The 17,608-nt window shown below is 41.8% G+C and carries 15 protein-coding genes and 2 pseudogenes; 4 read left to right on the top strand and 13 right to left on the bottom strand.

What is annotated here, in order from left to right:
* Window positions 1-54 precede the first annotated feature (54 nt).
* Window positions 55-1,515, bottom strand: coding sequence for a glucose-6-phosphate dehydrogenase (gene zwf / locus ACFVAD_RS01845; protein WP_386635507.1), 1,461 nt, complete (start codon window positions 1,513-1,515; stop codon window positions 55-57).
* A gap of 652 nt (window positions 1,516-2,167) precedes the next feature.
* Window positions 2,168-2,533: a transcriptional activator HxlR gene (hxlR, locus tag ACFVAD_RS01850; protein ID WP_386635509.1), complete on the bottom strand. Its 366-nt coding sequence runs from the start codon at window positions 2,531-2,533 to the stop codon at window positions 2,168-2,170.
* Between the two features lie 201 nt (window positions 2,534-2,734).
* Between hxlR and hxlA the strand changes: the two genes are divergently transcribed.
* Window positions 2,735-3,367 (top strand): 3-hexulose-6-phosphate synthase, encoded by a 633-nt coding sequence (gene hxlA, locus ACFVAD_RS01855; protein ID WP_386635511.1) that lies wholly within the window; start codon window positions 2,735-2,737, stop codon window positions 3,365-3,367.
* Between the two features lie 202 nt (window positions 3,368-3,569).
* Here hxlA and ACFVAD_RS01860 read toward each other — a convergent pair whose 3' ends face one another.
* The 3 genes from ACFVAD_RS01860 to pepF all read right to left on the bottom strand — a co-directional run bounded on the left by ACFVAD_RS01860 (window position 3,570) and on the right by pepF (window position 7,265).
* The gene (locus ACFVAD_RS01860) at window positions 3,570-4,076 is read right to left on the bottom strand and encodes a L,D-transpeptidase (RefSeq protein ID WP_386635513.1); all 507 of its coding nucleotides are present in this window, start codon (window positions 4,074-4,076) and stop codon (window positions 3,570-3,572) included.
* Window positions 4,077-4,130: 54 nt separating this feature from the next.
* Window positions 4,131-5,096, bottom strand: coding sequence for an aromatic acid exporter family protein (locus tag ACFVAD_RS01865; RefSeq protein ID WP_386635515.1), 966 nt, complete (start codon window positions 5,094-5,096; stop codon window positions 4,131-4,133).
* 297 nt (window positions 5,097-5,393) lie between these two features.
* Entirely contained in the window at window positions 5,394-7,265 is a 1,872-nt protein-coding gene (gene pepF, locus ACFVAD_RS01870; RefSeq protein ID WP_386635517.1) for an oligoendopeptidase F, read from the bottom strand.
* Window positions 7,266-7,430: 165 nt separating this feature from the next.
* Between pepF and ACFVAD_RS01875 the strand changes: the two genes are divergently transcribed.
* Window positions 7,431-8,087, top strand: coding sequence for an alpha/beta family hydrolase (locus ACFVAD_RS01875; protein WP_386635519.1), 657 nt, complete (start codon window positions 7,431-7,433; stop codon window positions 8,085-8,087).
* Window positions 8,084-8,902, top strand: coding sequence for a GNAT family N-acetyltransferase (locus tag ACFVAD_RS01880; protein ID WP_386635521.1), 819 nt, complete (start codon window positions 8,084-8,086; stop codon window positions 8,900-8,902). The genes ACFVAD_RS01875 and ACFVAD_RS01880 overlap by 4 nt, the downstream gene beginning before the upstream one ends.
* 321 nt (window positions 8,903-9,223) lie before the next feature.
* Here ACFVAD_RS01880 and ACFVAD_RS01885 read toward each other — a convergent pair whose 3' ends face one another.
* The 3 genes and pseudogenes from ACFVAD_RS01885 to ACFVAD_RS01895 all read right to left on the bottom strand — a co-directional run.
* Entirely contained in the window at window positions 9,224-10,036 is an 813-nt protein-coding gene (locus ACFVAD_RS01885) for a class I SAM-dependent methyltransferase (protein ID WP_386635523.1), read from the bottom strand.
* 18 nt (window positions 10,037-10,054) lie between these two features.
* Complete coding sequence (locus tag ACFVAD_RS01890; protein WP_386635525.1) at window positions 10,055-10,885, bottom strand: inositol monophosphatase family protein; 831 nt, start codon at window positions 10,883-10,885, stop codon at window positions 10,055-10,057.
* 48 nt (window positions 10,886-10,933) lie between these two features.
* Window positions 10,934-11,048: pseudogene (locus ACFVAD_RS01895) on the bottom strand (DinB family protein); the annotation flags it as partial.
* Window positions 11,049-11,355: 307 nt separating this feature from the next.
* On the opposite strand from ACFVAD_RS01895, the gene ACFVAD_RS01900 reads away from it, so the two are divergent.
* Window positions 11,356-13,335: an LTA synthase family protein gene (locus ACFVAD_RS01900; protein ID WP_386635527.1), complete on the top strand. Its 1,980-nt coding sequence runs from the start codon at window positions 11,356-11,358 to the stop codon at window positions 13,333-13,335.
* 649 nt (window positions 13,336-13,984) lie between these two features.
* On the opposite strand, the pseudogene ACFVAD_RS01905 reads toward ACFVAD_RS01900, so the two are convergent.
* The 5 genes and pseudogenes from ACFVAD_RS01905 to ACFVAD_RS01925 form a co-directional block, all read right to left on the bottom strand.
* A pseudogene (locus ACFVAD_RS01905) lies at window positions 13,985-14,560 on the bottom strand (peptide-methionine (S)-S-oxide reductase MsrA); the annotation flags it as partial.
* Between the two features lie 81 nt (window positions 14,561-14,641).
* Window positions 14,642-15,367, bottom strand: coding sequence for a hypothetical protein (locus ACFVAD_RS01910; protein WP_386635529.1), 726 nt, complete (start codon window positions 15,365-15,367; stop codon window positions 14,642-14,644).
* Window positions 15,364-16,068: an ABC transporter permease gene (locus ACFVAD_RS01915; protein ID WP_386635532.1), complete on the bottom strand. Its 705-nt coding sequence runs from the start codon at window positions 16,066-16,068 to the stop codon at window positions 15,364-15,366. Before ACFVAD_RS01915 ends, ACFVAD_RS01910 begins: the two co-directional genes overlap by 4 nt.
* Window positions 16,069-16,914, bottom strand: a complete 846-nt coding sequence (locus tag ACFVAD_RS01920) for an ABC transporter ATP-binding protein (protein WP_386635534.1) — start codon at window positions 16,912-16,914, stop codon at window positions 16,069-16,071. It lies immediately after the preceding gene.
* Between the two features lie 11 nt (window positions 16,915-16,925).
* Window positions 16,926-17,519: a TetR/AcrR family transcriptional regulator gene (locus ACFVAD_RS01925; protein ID WP_386635536.1), complete on the bottom strand. Its 594-nt coding sequence runs from the start codon at window positions 17,517-17,519 to the stop codon at window positions 16,926-16,928.
* Between the last annotated feature and the right edge of the window lie 89 nt (window positions 17,520-17,608).

Raw genomic sequence — 17,608 nt, forward strand, 5'->3', positions numbered from 1 at the left:
TGAGATTTTTCATCTTTAGCATATTGAATTCAAAGTATAATCATAATCTTTCATTTACCACCATCTATAACCATCCTCTTCCAATAATTGATGAGCAGCTTCTGGTCCCATCGAGCCAGATTGATATGAGTGAAGTGGAACAATATTTTCCTCAAATGTCTCTAAAATAGGCTGTACCCATTTCCAAGATAATCTCACTTCATTCCAATGAGCAAAGAAAGTAGAATCTCCACGCAGAGCATCAAATATTAATAGTTCATATGCTTCGGGCACGTCTTTTTTACTCGCTGAAAAATCAACAACAATAGGTTCTAATTTTCCATTTATCGGGTTTTTACTGTTTAACTGCAACGAAACGCCTTCATTAGGACTTACATCAATAACTAATAGATTGGGTTCAGGTTCAGTGTTTTGAATTTCATTGGTATACAAATTCTTTAATGGGTTTTTGAATTCAATCACAATCCGCGTTAATTTTTCCTTCATTCTTTTTCCTGTACGGATATAGAACGGGACCCCGTCCCAGAAGGGATTATCGATCCATAGACGAGCAGCAACGAATGTATCGTTTTTAGAAGAAGCAGCAACTCCAGGTTCTTCTAAGTATCTGACTACTGGTTTACCGTTTATTTCACCTGATCCATATTGGCCACGAACGACGTGGATACCTACAGTATTTTTCTGTAATGGTCGCAGAGATTCCATAACTTTTCTTTTCTCATTACGGATATCTTTTGCACTAATCTGTTTTGGGAGATGCATGGCTGTCATCATCAACAGCTGTAGCATATGATTTTGAACCATATCACGAATAGCGCCTGCTTTGTCATAATAACCAGCCCTCCCTTCTACACCAACCGTTTCACTAGCCGTAATTTGCACATTGGCAATAAACCGATTGTTCCAAAGTGATTGCAGTACAGGATTGGCAAATTCCAGGGCTTCAAGGTTTTGAACCATTGGTTTTCCGAGATAATGGTCAATCCGATAAATTTCGTCTTCTTCAAAAGCTTTGCTTAATTTTTCGTTTAAAACTTCAGCAGATTTTAAATCATACCCAAATGGTTTTTCGATAATCAGTCGTTTCCATCCCTTTGTCGAACTTAAGCCACTTTTCTTTATGTTTAAAGCTATTACATCAAAGAATTCAGGAGCAACAGAAAGATAAAACATTCGATTCTCTTCAATACACTGGTCTTTTTCATTTTGTTGAACTACTTCAACTAACTTCTTATACCCTTCAGCATTCGTGAAATCTAACTGGCAATAACGAAATGCCTTTACAAACTCTTGTTTTTCGGATTTATCATTTATCAAGTGTCTAGAAAAAGTGTATAGCGAGTCTGTTACATGGTTTTGAAAATCAACATCACTCATTTCGTCTATTCCTACACCAATGATCAAAAATGAATCTGGTAATTTTTGATTCAAATATAAATTAAACAAGGCGGGGTAGATTTTCCGCTTAGCTAAATCCCCAGTTGCCCCAAATAAGACAAACGTCATATAATCCACTTCTCATTCCTCCACTTTTTCAAAACTATTCCGTTATCCTACTTTTGGATGTAAGATTCGTTTATTTCTCCCAGCTTGTCCGGTAATAATGATATCTCTTAATTGAGAATGTCCACATTTTGGACAAGTTTCATTATTTATGGTGATGCTTAGACATCTTTCACAAACTTTTCTCAGCTTAGTTTTGAAATTCCCCATGCGGATCTCTCCTTTCGTAAAAAGCACAACATGTAATATTTATTAAAATGAAGTTTGACTCCAGCTCACCATGCTTGTAGCAGTATTCTCTTAAGGTTTGGTAGTATTCTTTATGCTCGCTATTACTTGAGCAAAATCAGTATATTACGTATGTTAAACTTTTGAAAGTACGCACTTTTTTAACATATAGATACATTGGTATATCATAGTGTTAAAAATAATACTATAAATCCAATACCAAAAGTGAAAAGCTAAGTACAACGATTGTATAAAATTCGCTGCCCTTGGCTTTTTATAAACTGATTCTTTTATTAAATGGTTTGTTTTTTCACCCTTTTATATACGTAGAGATATAAAAAAACCACTGTCAGCATCTTTATTAAGATAGCTGACAGTGGTTTGTTAGTATATGCACTTTTTTAAAATTTCTCGAACCCCTAAGAGACATTCTTTTTTACTGAATAGAAGATTTGTTTTCTGTTTCACTTTCCAATACATTCTCAATATAACCTTTACCCCAGTCATACATAGCTTCTAGAATAGGCATCAGACTTCTTCCCTGCTCGGTGAGTGAATATTCGACTTTTGGTGGAACAACAGGATAGACTTCACGATGAATAATCAAATGGTCTTCAAGTTCACGCAATTGATTAACAAGCATTCTTTGAGTGATACCAGGCATGAGGGCCTTTAGTTCACCAAAACGTTTAGTTCCTTCTTTTCCTAGATGCCACAATACCAGCATTTTCCATTTTCCACCAATGATTGAAAGAGTCAATTCTTTTTCACAATTAAACACTTTTTCCCCAAGATTCGGCATTTATTTCACCTCCAACTCTTATTTTGCCCCACGGTATACTTTTTGTTACTATATGATAAAAAAGTGCATACTTTTAATTCAGTAACATAACCAGTATACTGAGTATCGTGCTGTTAGTAAAGCTATCAATTGTAGCAATAACAGATTACAAAAGAAAGCTATACGGCACAATTATTCTATTATATAAGGAGCGAGTAATAAATGAAATTACAATTAGCATTAGATCTTGTAGATATTCCAGGTGCCATTGAATTGGTGAAAGAAGTGGAAAATCATATAGATGTTGTAGAAATCGGCACGCCGGTTGTTATTAATGAAGGCCTTAAAGCAGTAAAGGAAATGAAAGCTGCATTCCCTAACTTAACTGTATTAGCTGATCTTAAAATCATGGATGCAGCTGGATATGAAGTTAGCCAAGCATCTGCAGCAGGCGCTGACATCATCACTATTCTAGGTACAGCTGAAGACGAATCCATTAAAGGTGCTGTAGAAGAAGCAAAAAAACAAGGTAAACAAATCCTTGCTGATATGATCGCAGTTAAAGACATTAAAGTTCGTGCGAAAGAACTGGACGAACTAGGAGTAGATTATATCTGCGTTCACACAGGTTATGACCTTCAAGCTGTAGGAAAAAACTCTTTCGAAGACCTTGCAACCATTAAGAGCGTAGTTAAAAATGCGAAAACGGCTATTGCAGGCGGAATCAAATTAGAAACACTTCCAGATGTGATTAAAGTACAACCAGATCTTGTCATCGTTGGTGGCGGTATCACAAGCAAAGAAGATAAAAAGGCAGTTGCAGCTAAAATGCAAGAAATGATTAAACAAGCTTAATTTTAAACGTAAAGACCGCATTTATTTCTTTTATGAATTGCGGTCTTTACTGCATATTACAAATAACACACCATATAGATACGAAAAAAAAGCCTCTGATTCGATCCCTTCTTTAGCTGGATTGAGAACAATGATTAGGATAAAATTGCCCTATCCTTAGACACTTTGGTATTCTGTGCCTATCTACCTCTACATCCCCCTATTACCTTAATGCCCCCTTCTCCCTCCCCAACTCCTCAAACGTTTTATCCGAATGAACGATCCAGATCTTCGTGCCAATTGGAATATGGTCAAAGAGTTCTTCCACCATTTCGTTTGGCAGTCTTATACATCCTTGGGTGACATAGCCGCCGATGGAGTTGGGGTTGTTGGTGCCATGGACACCGTATGTCCGGCCGTCTGAGTCCTCAGCGTCGAAACCGATCCATCTGGTACCAAGCGGGTTTTGCGGGTCTCCACCTGGGATATCCTTTTTACGGTAGTAGGGATTTTTGGCTTTTACGATGATGGTGAATTCTCCTTCAGGTGTGAGCTCGATGGATTTCCCTGTGGCAACGGAGTGGACCTCTTTTAGCTGTTCCTCATGGAAATATGCGAGTTCATTGGTCTTCTTGTTTACAATGATATACGGGTCACCTGGCAGCGGATTTGGTCCGAGTGGCCATATGGGAGAAGTGACGAGTGCGAAAATGAGCGAAAAAATAAACACCTTTCATCCACCTACCTTTTTAATAGTAGTGTGGATGAAAGGTGTTCTTTCCATTCATGAAGAGGCCTTCAATCCGACAAAATCACTTTTTAAAATGAGGTATTGCTCCAACTCTTTGGTCAGGTGGACCAGTGATGCTCTCGTTTCAAACTCTTCCCTTGTCTCCGGCAGGGGCATCGCCTGGAATTCTTCATGCATTTCTCTCAGGCGCTGCAGAAACAGGTAGGCGGTATTGCCAGAGTGGATGGAATCTGCCAGGTCTTCGATAAACTCGGCTATCATCTTGGCCTGCTCTACATCGTATTCAATGGTGGACACGATTGGCAGCATCCGCTCCATCACATCCAATTGCTTTTCACGCATTTTGAAGTAGTAGTAGAAATGATTTTCTTCCCGTTTGAAATGGTTCTCCACGTCACGGAACGCCAAGCTTTTTGCTTCCCGCAGGACATCTGCGGTCTCTGGTATTTCCTTCCCATCCCAGCCGTTGTCTCCATGCTTTAAATAATAGGCCAGCTCGGAAAAGACATTATAGAAATTCTCTTCAATTTTCAATTGAAATCTGGTAAGCTCCTTCTCCACACTTGGCATGTAGGTGTTCAAGAAAAGAGCCACCCCTATTCCTATCGAAATGATGCTGAGTTCATTGGCAACTAGCCCAAACGAGTATTGTTCGACAGAATAGACATGCAGGAGCACAACGGAGCTGGTTGCGATTCCTTCTGTTATTTTCAGCATGACGGTGACCGGTATGAAGAATAGCAGTAATAGTCCGATTGATACAGGATGGTATCCCAGCAGTTCAAAAAAGACAAAGCCGAACACCAGGCTCAAAGCGCAGGCAAAAAATCTTGCTATCGCCACTGTCCATGATTTTCGTTTCGTGTTCTGGATGCAAAGGATGGCAATGATCCCGGCAGATGCATAGAAGTCCAGCTCCAATAGCTGGGCGATACTGATGGCAATACCTGTACCGAGAGCCGTTTTGGCTGTCCGATAGCCAATTTTAAATTTTCTCATGTTTCAAGCTCTCCCGACTTTCGTTTGTTCATTTTCTCACATAGTACTACTATACCAAAAAGATTGTATTCGCAGTACGTTGTTTTGACGAATAACGAGTAAACACGTAAATTTACATACCTTCGTGCTCTTTTCGGAGTATTAGTTCATCTACTCTTTAAATATTGCGTAGTTTATCCCTGTAAAAAATCCAAAAGCCGATTTTTTACTGTTATATGAAACAAACTTTACGAAAAGAGCTTATCAAAAAGATGAGCAAAGGACTCGACAGGTTGCCTGCCAAGTCCGTTATTTTCGTTATTGCTCCTTTAAGAGCTTTTCAAATTCCTTGATCAGCTCTTCATAGCGCTTCATAGTATCTTCTATCGGTTCCTTCTTGCTCATGTCCACGCCGGCCCGCTCTAAGATCTCAAGCGGCGGTCTGCTGCCCCCGGAGGAGAACAACTCCTTTAGGATACGATTCTGCGCCTGCACACCGTCCTCCTCGAGCTGTTGCGTGAGCGCTGCTGAAGCGGCAAAGCTTGTCGCATACTGATACGTGTAGAAGCTTGAATGGAAAAAGTGCGGCACCCTTGCCCATTCCATCGCAATCTCTTTGTCCACATCAACAGCTTCTCCGTAATACTTTTCATTCAGATCATAGTACACCTTTTTCAATGAATCCGCGTGCAGCACCTGTTCGTCCTGCGCCATTTCATGAATGATCTTTTCAAACTCTGCAAATTGCGTCTGCCGGAACAGGGTCACACGGAAATCCTCGAGATATTGATAGAGGGCATGGAGCTTTTCCTCCTTCGTATTTGCCTCCCTCATCAGCTGCTTGTGTAATAGATGCTCTTGCAGGGTCGAGGATACTTCCGCCGTAAAGGTCACATACCTTGCAGCATGATAGGGCTGCTCCTTGTTGGAAAAGTGGGAATGCATCGCATGCCCCATCTCATGAGCCAAGGTCAGTACATCACTTGGCAGACCCTGATAGTTCAATAAAACAAAAGGATGTGCATCATAAGAGCCAATCTGATAGGCACCTGTGGCTTTCCCTTTTGTGCTGTAGACATCGACCCAATTTTCCAAAAGCCCTTTGGATAATGTGGATAAATACGCTGCTCCGAGCGGGCTCAATCCTTTTATGACGGTTTCCTTCGCTTGTTCATATGGTATTACCTCATCCGGTGTGAAAAGGGATGGTGCCGATAGATCGTACATATGCATCGTATCAAGCTTTATATATTCCTTTTTCAATGCCAGATATTTATGAAGTAGCGGCAAATGCTCATTAACCGTGTCGATGAGCTGGGTGTAGACTGCCGGATCAACTTCATTGCTGGTTAGATGTGCCTCCAGAGCATTTGGATACTTCCTGGTGCTAGCAAAAAAATTATTTGCTTTCACGATATTTGCCAGCATCGAAGCGAAGGTGTCCTGATAATTTTCCAGGGTTTTATAGTACGTATGAAATGCAGCTTTACGCACTTCGCGGTTTGGGCTCAACATGTACACGCTATATAGTGGTGCCGTCAATGAGTACTCCTTATCCTGTACAGTAAACGATGGCAGGACAAGATCCTTGGACATCATCGTAAACAGCTCACTCGGCGCATTCACGATTGGCATTGTCTTAATCAGGAGCTGCTCCATTTCACTAGGCAATGCGTGCTTTTTCTCCTCATAGGTCTGTTTCAGAAAATATCGGAAAGGAGTAAGCTTTTCGCTTTCCAAGTAGGTGTCCCACTGCTTCTTATCCACTGCCTGAAGCTCATTTGAGAGCCATGCCGTCCGCTCGACCACATACATCATCATCATTTCGGCTTCATTGGAAAGCTCCTGGGCGCTTGAGTTGCTGATATCCACGTCCTGGTTCACTCGGGCATACACATACAATTTTTCCACCAATCTATAAAGTTCAAAGTACTCCTCCAACAAAGTAAGAATCTGCTTATCGGATTGAATCGGCCCCTTCTTTTCCACAAACTGATCAGCAAGCTTTTTCGCTTTTTTCGCATCACTTTTCCATTTACCTGCATCGGAATAAAGACTCTGGATTTTCCATTTATATTCTTTCGGAATTTCGTCTCTAGAGTTATAAGTCTGTTGTTCTGCAAGTGTACTGGTAGTCACGGCAAGCATCAGACTAATTACGATTAGGATGATTCGATTAAACTGTCTCATTTCATTCCCCCACATTTTCTTGATACCTTTAGTCTTTGTTTTCCATGTTTTTCTATGCAAAAGTTTGTGAATCAGATGGAATGTTTTGCTTTTTCCACTGGAATATTGTGCTAAAATTGTAACAGGTATTTTTAATATTCCGGCTATTTAAAAAGGGGGAAAGTAATGATGAAAATCAGGACAAACAGTATACAAGGCTATAAAGAGAAGACTATACCTTTTACACTTCTAAGCAAGAACGAGGGATCGAGGAGCTTGGCGATTTTGCTCCCTGGTTCAGGTTATAGCGTACAGGCACCGCTTTTTCATTATGCAACGGGACTATTTTTGAATCGAGATATGGATGTACTCCAGGTGAATTACCAATACAATGACACCTTCTATGACTCCTTTACCATGGAGGAAATTACAAAAGCGATCGTCCATGATGTACGTGAGGTGATTGACCAAGCTATTAACACCGATGACTATGACACCTTCTATCTTTTTGGGAAGTCCCTTGGTACCATTGCAATGAGTTCCGAGCTTAAAAGAGATGTCTTTCATTCTGCCTATGCGATTTGGCTCACTCCATTACTTCAAAGAAAAGACGTTTCTGATGCGATGATTACGTGCAAGAATAAAAGCGTTTGTTTTATAGGTGATGCTGACCCATGCTACAAGGAAGATCGATTTAAGGAAGTCAATGAGAATCCGTTATTCACAACCAGGCTTATATCCAATGTCGATCACGCCTTGCAATACAGGGAAGATGTACTAGGTTCCATTGATGTATTAAAAAATGTAATCGATACAATAGAACAATGGGTGGATGGAATATGATGGGGATGGTGAACAAAAAGCTTGCTGTGGAATTGGAGAATTCGGAAATAGATGCGTTGCACTCCAGGTTAAATGCCATTCAGGAAATCAAAGGCAACCCAATGGGGGTGGAAATGAAGAGATTTGGGAATGCCACTGCTTTTTCATGCAAAAATATCCCTGGGCCAGCCTTTAATACCGTCAAAGGGCTAAGCAGCGAGGATGAAAGGTATTTAGAGGAGATTCTTGATTTCTATCGGCAAAAAGAAATTCCAGTACGTTTTGAAGTAACACCTGCACACGCCTCAACTGAATTGTTTCATCAGCTTCATAGATTAGGATTTTATCAGAGTGATTTTCATACCACGCTCTACATGCCCATCTCGGAAGTATCGGCTTCTGCAGATGATTCGCTATCCATTCGCAAGATGGAAAAGCACGAAGCTTCCACTTATGCCGACATATATGTCCAAGGGTTTCAGATGCCTGCTTTTCTCAAAGATGGTGTAGCACAAAACAATGCCGTGCTCTTTGACGATAATCGATGGACCTTTTATCTTGCAAGCGTAGACGGTGAACCTGCTGGGATCGGGGTGATTTTCATCAAGGACCGAATAGCCACTCTTGCAGCAGCGGCTACATTGCCTTCATTCAGGAATAGAGGTATCCAGCGGGCACTGATTCAGGAGCGAATCCATCAGGCATATAGAGAGGAATGCAGCTTGGTGGTCGGCCAGGCAACATTCGGTTCTGTGAGTCAGAACAATATGGAAAGAGCGGGTATGCGGATTGGTTATTCGAAAGCGATTTGGGCGAAGGGCCTCGGACAAAACTAAAAAAATCTAACAAAAAGACGAATAATTTAAGTGTCAGCTCTAAAAACCGCTATTGATTTCCGTGCAAGACTTCGCTTTCCGCGGGTGACCCGTGAGCCTCCTCGGCTTCGCCTGCGGGGTCTCACATTGGCCACTGCTCCCGCAGGAGTCTTCGTCTTGCACTCCAATCAACCGCTAGTGTAATCTTAAACCTAAACGCATATTTAAATTCTGTTAAAAAACGGAACTAATTTGAACGAAATCTCAAATTAGTTTCGTTTTTACTTAGGCTAAAACACTTTTGTCCCAGACTCCTTTTTTATTATCAACTCCATACTCCGATCAGACCCTCTTTCTCCCAATGTATAACAGATGTGAGGAAACTCCAAGAAGATATGGGTCAACCGCTTTTTCTATAAGCATCTGTAGAAGCTTATGCCTCTCCGACTCTCCCCTTTCATTCCAATAGCCCATGCTTTCTTTGGAGAGCATGGCACCGACATTGGAACCGATCAGCTCCATTGTTTCAAAACCATTCGATTCCATGAAAGGCCTGATTTCCTCAATATTGAAATAGTAGGCACCGGTAAAACGGCCTTCATCGGAATGGTTAAAACAGCCTGTTTGGGCAAACTCACCAATCGCATCCATGGTGTTATTCGGCTTCCAATTCCCCGGTGCTTGCAGAGAAGATAGGATGTGTTTACTCCGTGGCATGAACGCCACAAATACTACACCCTCCCGTTTTGTAACTCTATGTAACTCTTTTACCGCCTTGATACGGTCCTTCTCGTCCTGCAAATGATAGAGTGGCCCAAGCATCAGCGCTGCATCAAATCGCTCTGATTCCAAGTTGGATAGATTTGTTGCATCCGCTGCCTGAAAATCATCGAAGGAATCACGCAAGCCAAGCTCATCTGCCTTTGATTTTGCTATATCGACCAATCGGGGAGTCAGGTCCGTTAATGTGACCCGTTGTCCCTCTCTTGCCAATTCCATCGAATATTTCCCTGGACCAGCCCCATTATCCAGAACAGCACCCTCTTTTGGCAGGTACTTCTTTATATAATGCCAGTTTACTTGAAATTCAATAGGCTCCCGTTCCAAACGGCCCCATTCATCGAATTGATTGTAGTAGTTGATAATCTTGCTCATATACACACCTCTTGTTCTTTATTTTGCCAATGAGGAAACATTTGAAAGTTCCAATCCTTCGTTTACAAGTTTCAGGAAATAATCCTTATGTTCGGGATGGCAAGCAATAAAGTAAGGTGCTTTGTTCGAATCCGTTTGCTTGAACTCATTTCCTTCAAAATCCACGACAATTCCCCCCGCCTCTTTTACCATCAGAATCCCGGAATACAGGTCATCCCCTTCCGAGTTATAGAGGATGATTCCATCGAGATCCCCCTTTGCCAGCATGCACCATTGCAATGTCGGCGCCCAGAGTCTCATCATTCTCTTGCAATTCACATCTATGTAATTCCTCAGTCGTACCGCTTTTTCTTCATTCTGGACTTTGTGTCCTTGAATCCAGCCTACAATGAATCTATTGGTATTTTCTTTTTTCCTGATGCCTATTGGCTTCCCGTTGCAGAATGCACCCTCATTAATGGAGGCAACATACAGACGGTCAACCATCGGCTCATAGATGACTCCAAGTACCGGTTGGTTCTGGTACAACAGCGTGATGGAGGCAGAGAATACGGGCAGCCCAACTGCAAAGTTATTCGTTCCATCCAACGGGTCGATCTGCCAGAGCCATTCGCTTTCGACACCGTTATCACCCGCTTCTTCACTTTGTATTTGATGGTCAGGAAACACACGGCTAATTTCCTTTAGGATAACCTCTTCCGATAAATAATCGACCTCTGTCACCAGATCTCCAAATTCATCCTTTTCTTCCATTTGCGTAGTCTGATCGAATCGCTCTTTCGCGATGGTACCCGCTTCAACAATGACTTTGCTGGCAACTTTCTTGGCAAGCTGTAAAATATCCTTCATAAATGAACCTCCCTTATTTATTTGCATTCAATTGATAGATGTACTTTCTTACCCTAAACCTCTCCCTATGATATTTGAGGACACTTGCTTCAATCCCCTCTCTCTTACCCAGACGGAAAGCTGCCCAATATGGTGGATTTTCGTGTGCAATGACATGATGTAGAATATCAGTTTTCGAATAGGAATCATTGTTCCATGCAACCTGAATGCGTTGATCTGACGAAGAATCGGAATAGCATTGCAGGAATTTCAGCATATGCGAAGCACTCCTTGTACAATACTATTCTCGCAATCTTAAAGATGCATTTATTTTCATAGTATTCCAACTGTTCCAACATATCAAGCACTTCAAAATGAGGAAGAGAAAAGCTCTATAGTAAATAATGCCTAATTTGTGTTAACATAGTATAAAATCTGAATATTAAGAAATCAAACACCGCATATACTTATCCATGGGGAGGTGAAAGAGATTGAAGAATAACAAGAAATTGCATTTATACGGCTTTTTTATTCTTTCGTTTTTTCTATTGGAACTTATATTTAGAATAATCATGGATGCCCATAATGTTTCACCTATCGGCCAGGGATTATGGATATCCTTCATATTTTCTTTTTCCATAGGATTGGTGTTCCTGGCAATAGGTTCGATTTTTAATAGCAAGCTTAATTTTAAAATAAATGCAGCTTTATTATTTTTGGTAGGGTTTTTCTATTCAAGTCAATTGGTCTACCATGATTTCTTCCGGACTTTTTATTCCTTTTATTCCGCTGGCAATTCTGCACAGGTCATTGATTTCTGGAGGGAGATCCTTTCGGGCATAGGGAGCAACCTTTTATGGATAGTCATTTTCTTTCTCCCGATGATTTTGCTCATTATCTTTCGAAATGGCCCTTTCTCTTTTCAAAAATCCAATGCTAAAGTGATTGTCAGCTTGTTTGCCGTTTCCCTTTTTCTGCATGGTGGAGGTTTGGTGATGGTGGCAAGTGGAGATAAATCTCAAAATACTGCTTACGACCTTTATTTCCACAATAGCTCTCCCGTCCTTTCTGTAGAAAAGCTCGGGCTGCTTACAAGTATGCGCGTAGATTTTATGAGACTGTTAACTGATTGGTCCCCAGTACTGAAGGAACCGGCTTTTGTGACTGCACCTCCCGATAAGCCGGAGGATCTTGATAAACCGACGGAAGTACTGCCAGGTGACATTCCTGCTCAGTTCAATATGATGGATATTGATTTTGAGACCTTGATTGCGGATGAAAAGAATAACACCATAAAAAGGATGCATCAATATTTTTCACAAGTCCCTCCAACAAAGAAGAACGAATATACCGGTAAGTTCAAAGGCTACAACCTGGTATTGATAACAGCAGAAGGTTTCTCGCCCTATGGAGTGGACAAGGAAATTACACCTACCCTACATAAACTCGTGAATGAAGGCTATCAATTCACTGATTTTTATGTTCCGTTATGGGATGTCAGCACTTCAGACGGAGAATATGTGGCTCTAAACGGACTGATACCGAAAGCGGGAGTCTGGAGTTTTTCCAAATCAGGAAACAATCATGTTCCATTTGTGATGGGCAATCAATTAAGGCAGCTTGGCTATAAAACTGTTGCCTATCATAACCATACTTATTCTTACTACGACCGTCATGTATCACATCCTAATATGGGCTACAGCTATAAGGGAATCGGGAATGGCCTGGACATTAATGAAACCTGGCCGTCATCCGATTTGGAAATGATGGGGAAGACGACAAGTGACTACATGAAAGATGAACCATTCCACGCTTACTACATGACAGTCAGCGGGCACCTGGAATATAATTTTGGCGGTAATCAAATGGCTTACAAAAACAAGGAATACGTCAGCCACCTGGAACATTCCGACCAGGCAAAAGCTTATATGGCGACCCAGATCGAGTTGGACAGGGCGATGGAATATTTACTCTCTCAGCTTGAAAAAGAAGGGGTTGCAGATAAAACCTTAATAGCTTTAAGTGCCGACCATTATCCATACGGGCTGGATTACAAGACGATCGATGAGTTCGAAGGCAAAGAAGTGGAACGGAACTTTGATCTATACAAAAGCAACCTGATCATCTATGCAAAAGGAATGGAAGAAACGGTCATTACAAAGCCTGTTTCAAGCTTGGATATCCTTCCGACTCTCTCCAACCTGCTTGGATTGGAGTATGACTCGAGGCTCTTGATGGGCATCGATATCTTTTCCGACTCTGATCCGCTCGTTATTTTCCGCAATAAGAGCTTCATTACGGATAAAGGGAGATATAATGCAGAGACGAAGAAATTCACACCAAGCGCGGGAGCAGAAGTGAGTCAATCCTACTTGGATCAAATGGTATCCATCGTAGATCAGAAGTTCTATTATTCTGCACAGATATTGGAGAACGACTATTATCAGGCGGTTTTAGGGGACCAACCTTAAAATCCGTTGAACACTTTGTTAGTAGTGAAAATCAATAAAAGGCTGTAAAGGAAGTCTTGTTTCATTGACTTCCTTTACAGCCTTTTTCTTTTTGTACGGTAAACTACCACATTTCCCCCTCGTCACGGTACGAATCCTTCCCTTTCGTACCGCCACTACCACTCTTTTCACCTTCTCACGGTACGAATCCTTCTCTTTCGTACCGTGACTACTTCACTTTTCACCTGCTCGCGGTACGAATCCTTCCCTTTCGTACCGTCACTACCCCATTTTTCATCTTATCGCGGTACGAATTCTTCACTTTCGTACCGCCACTACCACTCTTTTCACCTTCTCACGGTACGAATCCTTCTCTTTCGTACCGTCTCCACCCCATTTTTCATCTTATCGCGGTACGAATCCTTCCCTTTCGTACCGTCACTACCCCATTTTTCATCTTATCGCGGTACGAATCCTTCCCTTCGTACCGCCACTACCACTCTTTTCCCCTCCTCACGGTACGAATCCTTCTCTTTCGTGCCGCTTCGCCCTCACTATTCGGGTTAACACGGTACGATTACTCCGACCTTTTACATTCCGCTATAACAAAACAGGCAGGGAAACGCGTGGTTTCCTTGCCTGCATCCATATAGTGGCTATTGATTTATTTTTACCATCGTATTCCATCAATCAATTCCACCAGTTCCCCTCTTGCTTCTCCCGATAAGTTCCAACCCGCCATTTCATCTTTCAAACCAGCAAGTGTACCATATCCCTTTACAAAGCTGTTCAGCCTGGCAACCAGTGTCGCATCCACCAATTGCTCATATGTTTCGTAATAGGACAACAATCTATCCATAGCTTTTGGATAGCGCTTCAGATAATATTTCTGATGCCGCTCCTCCGCCAGGGTAAATCCTCGATACGAAGCGATTTCCGTATCAATTTTATCTGCCATCGATTTCTCCAGGCTTTCTTTCAGGCGCTCTATCGTCTCTTTTTGCTCAGTATCATGAAACAAGAGAATGGAAAGATATTGTCGTCCTTTATAGTTCCCGCGGTTTGGATTATGGGAACTCCAAAAGTGCTTTACAATCTCTTCAAAACCGATTTCTTGCGGATCGAAATCAATCTCGAGGCATTCCGAATGATCTGCCATCTGTCTATAGGTCGGATTCGGCGTTGTACCACCAGCATATCCGACTCTTGTTCTTATCACTCCAGGTAAATACCCGAACCGGGCATCTGTTCCCCAGAATCAGCCCATCCCGAGGGTTACTGTAGCTAGATTGGGATTACTTGCAAGTGCCATTTTCCCCACTCCTTTCTATTCCGTTTTTTTAATAAACATACGGTATAATACACCAATATACAAGGCATGAACCGCTACACCGCCAATCATATAAACGGCGAATGAACCAGCTCCCCCCACTCCTGCTGCCATTGCCATTACCGGCCAGAATGGGGGCAAAATCGCCAAAAGCCATTTAAATGATCCAGGGATGAAAAACAGGAGTAAAGGCAAGGTCACACTCACGCTCAATACCTTATTCAGGGCGAGACCCTCCACTTTATTGTTGGCAAAATTCGCAAGCATTAATGCAAAGATAGGAGCCTCCAGTGCAAACAACAGAGCCAGAAGAACACATGCAACCTCCGGAAGTTCCACCAGATCAGCCACTAAATGAACGGCAAAGAACAGCAGAAAGGTAAGCAGCAAAGTCGATCCGATCCGATACCTCATATAACCTGATTTACGCATGGGGGTTACGGCGTAGTAGGCAAGCATCCCTTCGTCCATGTCATCAAGCAATAGGAATCCTGCCATCATTCCAAGCATGGAAGGAACGGTTAGAAATGCCATCGCTAGTATGGCTACATGATAACTTTCCAACGAAAATGAATAGTTCTCCATCAGCCATTTTTCCAGGACAGGAATAAGGAACCGAATAAGTAAAGCCAGAATGATGGGGGCAAATATCCCGACTAAAAGAATGCCATCCCTCCTGATCAGTTGAAGATCCGTTTTTGCAAATTGATTGATTCTCATCATTTTTCATCTCCCGCTTTTGCGAGTATATACTTATGAAAATCACGCTTGGCCCAGAGGTATAGGCCAACTGCCCATAGCAGCAGGATGAAAACAGCCAAGATAAACTCCCAAATCTTCAGCTCTTGAAAGGTTCCTTCCATTAACAAAAGTCCTGCGTAACTCGGTAGCCATTTGAAAAAATAAGAGTCCCACCATTCAAACAAGCCGACAACCGGGACAAAAAAAACCATCAAAACCAGTGGAGAAGTCAAAAGGAATTGATTGACCGTGTTGACTCTGACCGCAAGCAAGAGCCCGATGAGCGTAAAAACAATGGAGCTTAATAGAATACCAACCACAAAGGGAATCACATCAAAGGTGGAATGAACCATCAAAAGAATCGCTCCACTTGAAACCAACGAAATAAAAGATAAAGAGAGTACTTTGGATATAAGAAATTCACCGACACTTAAAGGTGTCACAAATAATGCATCGTACACCCCCTGGCTCTTTTCCAACAGAACAATACCTCCCACAAAAAAAGCTCCCAAAAAAGATGGATCGCTGAAAACCACTACAATGGTCACAATATCCAAGAAATCGTCAGGAACATATTTCAGCATCCCAACATAAATAATGGTCATGAATAGATAGGCATAATAGAATCCATGCTGAAATTGAAATCGCATATCTGAAACAGTGAGTAGGAGGATCCGTTTCATCTAGATCAGACTCCTTCCTGTCACTTCAATAAAAATCTCTTCCAATGACTTCACTTTTGTCGAAATAGTAGCAATGCTATTGGTGTTTAACATGGCCATAAATTCTTTGTTTTCTCTCACATCTTCCAAAGGGAAGTTCTGTATCGTCCCTTCCTTTGACTCAACGATTATTCTCTTCTCCCCTCCACTCCCTTTCAAACGCTTGGGAGAATCAATGAGGGCAATTTTCCCGTCCACTATAAATGCGACACGGTCACAGAGTTCTTCTGCAAGCTGCATATTGTGGGTGGTGAGGATGATGGTCTTTCCTTCCTTCTTCTTCTCAAGGATTATATCCTTCAGTTTTTTAGCATTGACCGGATCAAGGCCGGAAGTCGGTTCATCCAGAAAGAGAATATCAGGATCATTCAAAAGTGCCCGACAAAAGTTTAATCGCATTTTCATCCCTTTTGAATAGCTGTGAAACCGCTGCTTGGCATCGATCTCAAGGCCAACCAGCTTAAGCAGTTCCATCGCAGGAATGGTTGGTACGCTATAAGGTCCTTTGAACAGCTCCAAATTTTCATATCCCGATAGTTTGTGATAAAAATTCGGAAATTCAAAAGCAATCCCAATTCTTTCATAGAAATCCCTGTTTCGTTCCTTCACTTCCGTTCCCATCACTCGGACAGATCCTTCATAATCACCGAGGAGACCAATCAAAATCTTCTGCGTCGTACTTTTCCCTGCCCCTGAAGGACCGAGAAAACCGAAGATTTCCCCTTCTTCGACATCAAAGGTGATGTCTTTGATGGTGTTTGATTCCTTGCCTTTGAAACGATATGATAAATTCTTCACCTTGATCATACGTCTTCCCCCTATTTGAACAGGCGATCTGCCAAGCTTTCCGCCATAAGCTCCATTGTCTCCCAGTAGACCTCTTCCCCTATCTCTTTTTGATGAAATGCCAGGAAAATGAACGAACGGAACGCTCCACTCACCACTTCCGGACGTACTGATTCCATACTTCCTTCTGACTGCCAGAGTTCTACGAGTGGAGTCAAATCCTCCGTATCATTGTTTATATGCTTCTCCATACGCTCCGGAGGAAGTTTCCTCATCAGTCGCTCCATCTCGTTCTGTTGGAATAGTTGTTGGATGAATGGATTATTTTCAATTGTTTTGATCGAATATAATAAAAGCTGCTTGATGGCCTCACTTGTCATGGGACTTTTTATATGCTCAAGAATGGTCGCCTTCAGTTTCTCCTCCTCTTGTTCCAAAATGGTGAAGTATAGTTCTTCTTTGGATGAGTGAAAAAGATAGAATGTTCCCTGGGCGATTCCCACCGCTTTTGTCAACTGTGTGATGGATGTCTTTTGCAGCCCGAATCTCTCAAAAAGCTCCTTTCCTTTTGTCAGCAGCTTTTCATGAATGATTTCCTTCTCTTCATTTGTAAATCCCTTGGACAAAATTTCCACCTCCATGAACCTATGAATATTTTTATTTTTTATTCATAAAAATTATAACTTTCTCCTGTACAAAAAACAATTAATTTGCA

The sequence above is a fragment of the Sutcliffiella sp. NPDC057660 genome (assembly GCF_042800035.1).
Classification (GTDB): Bacteria; Bacillota; Bacilli; order Bacillales; family Bacillaceae_I; genus Sutcliffiella_A.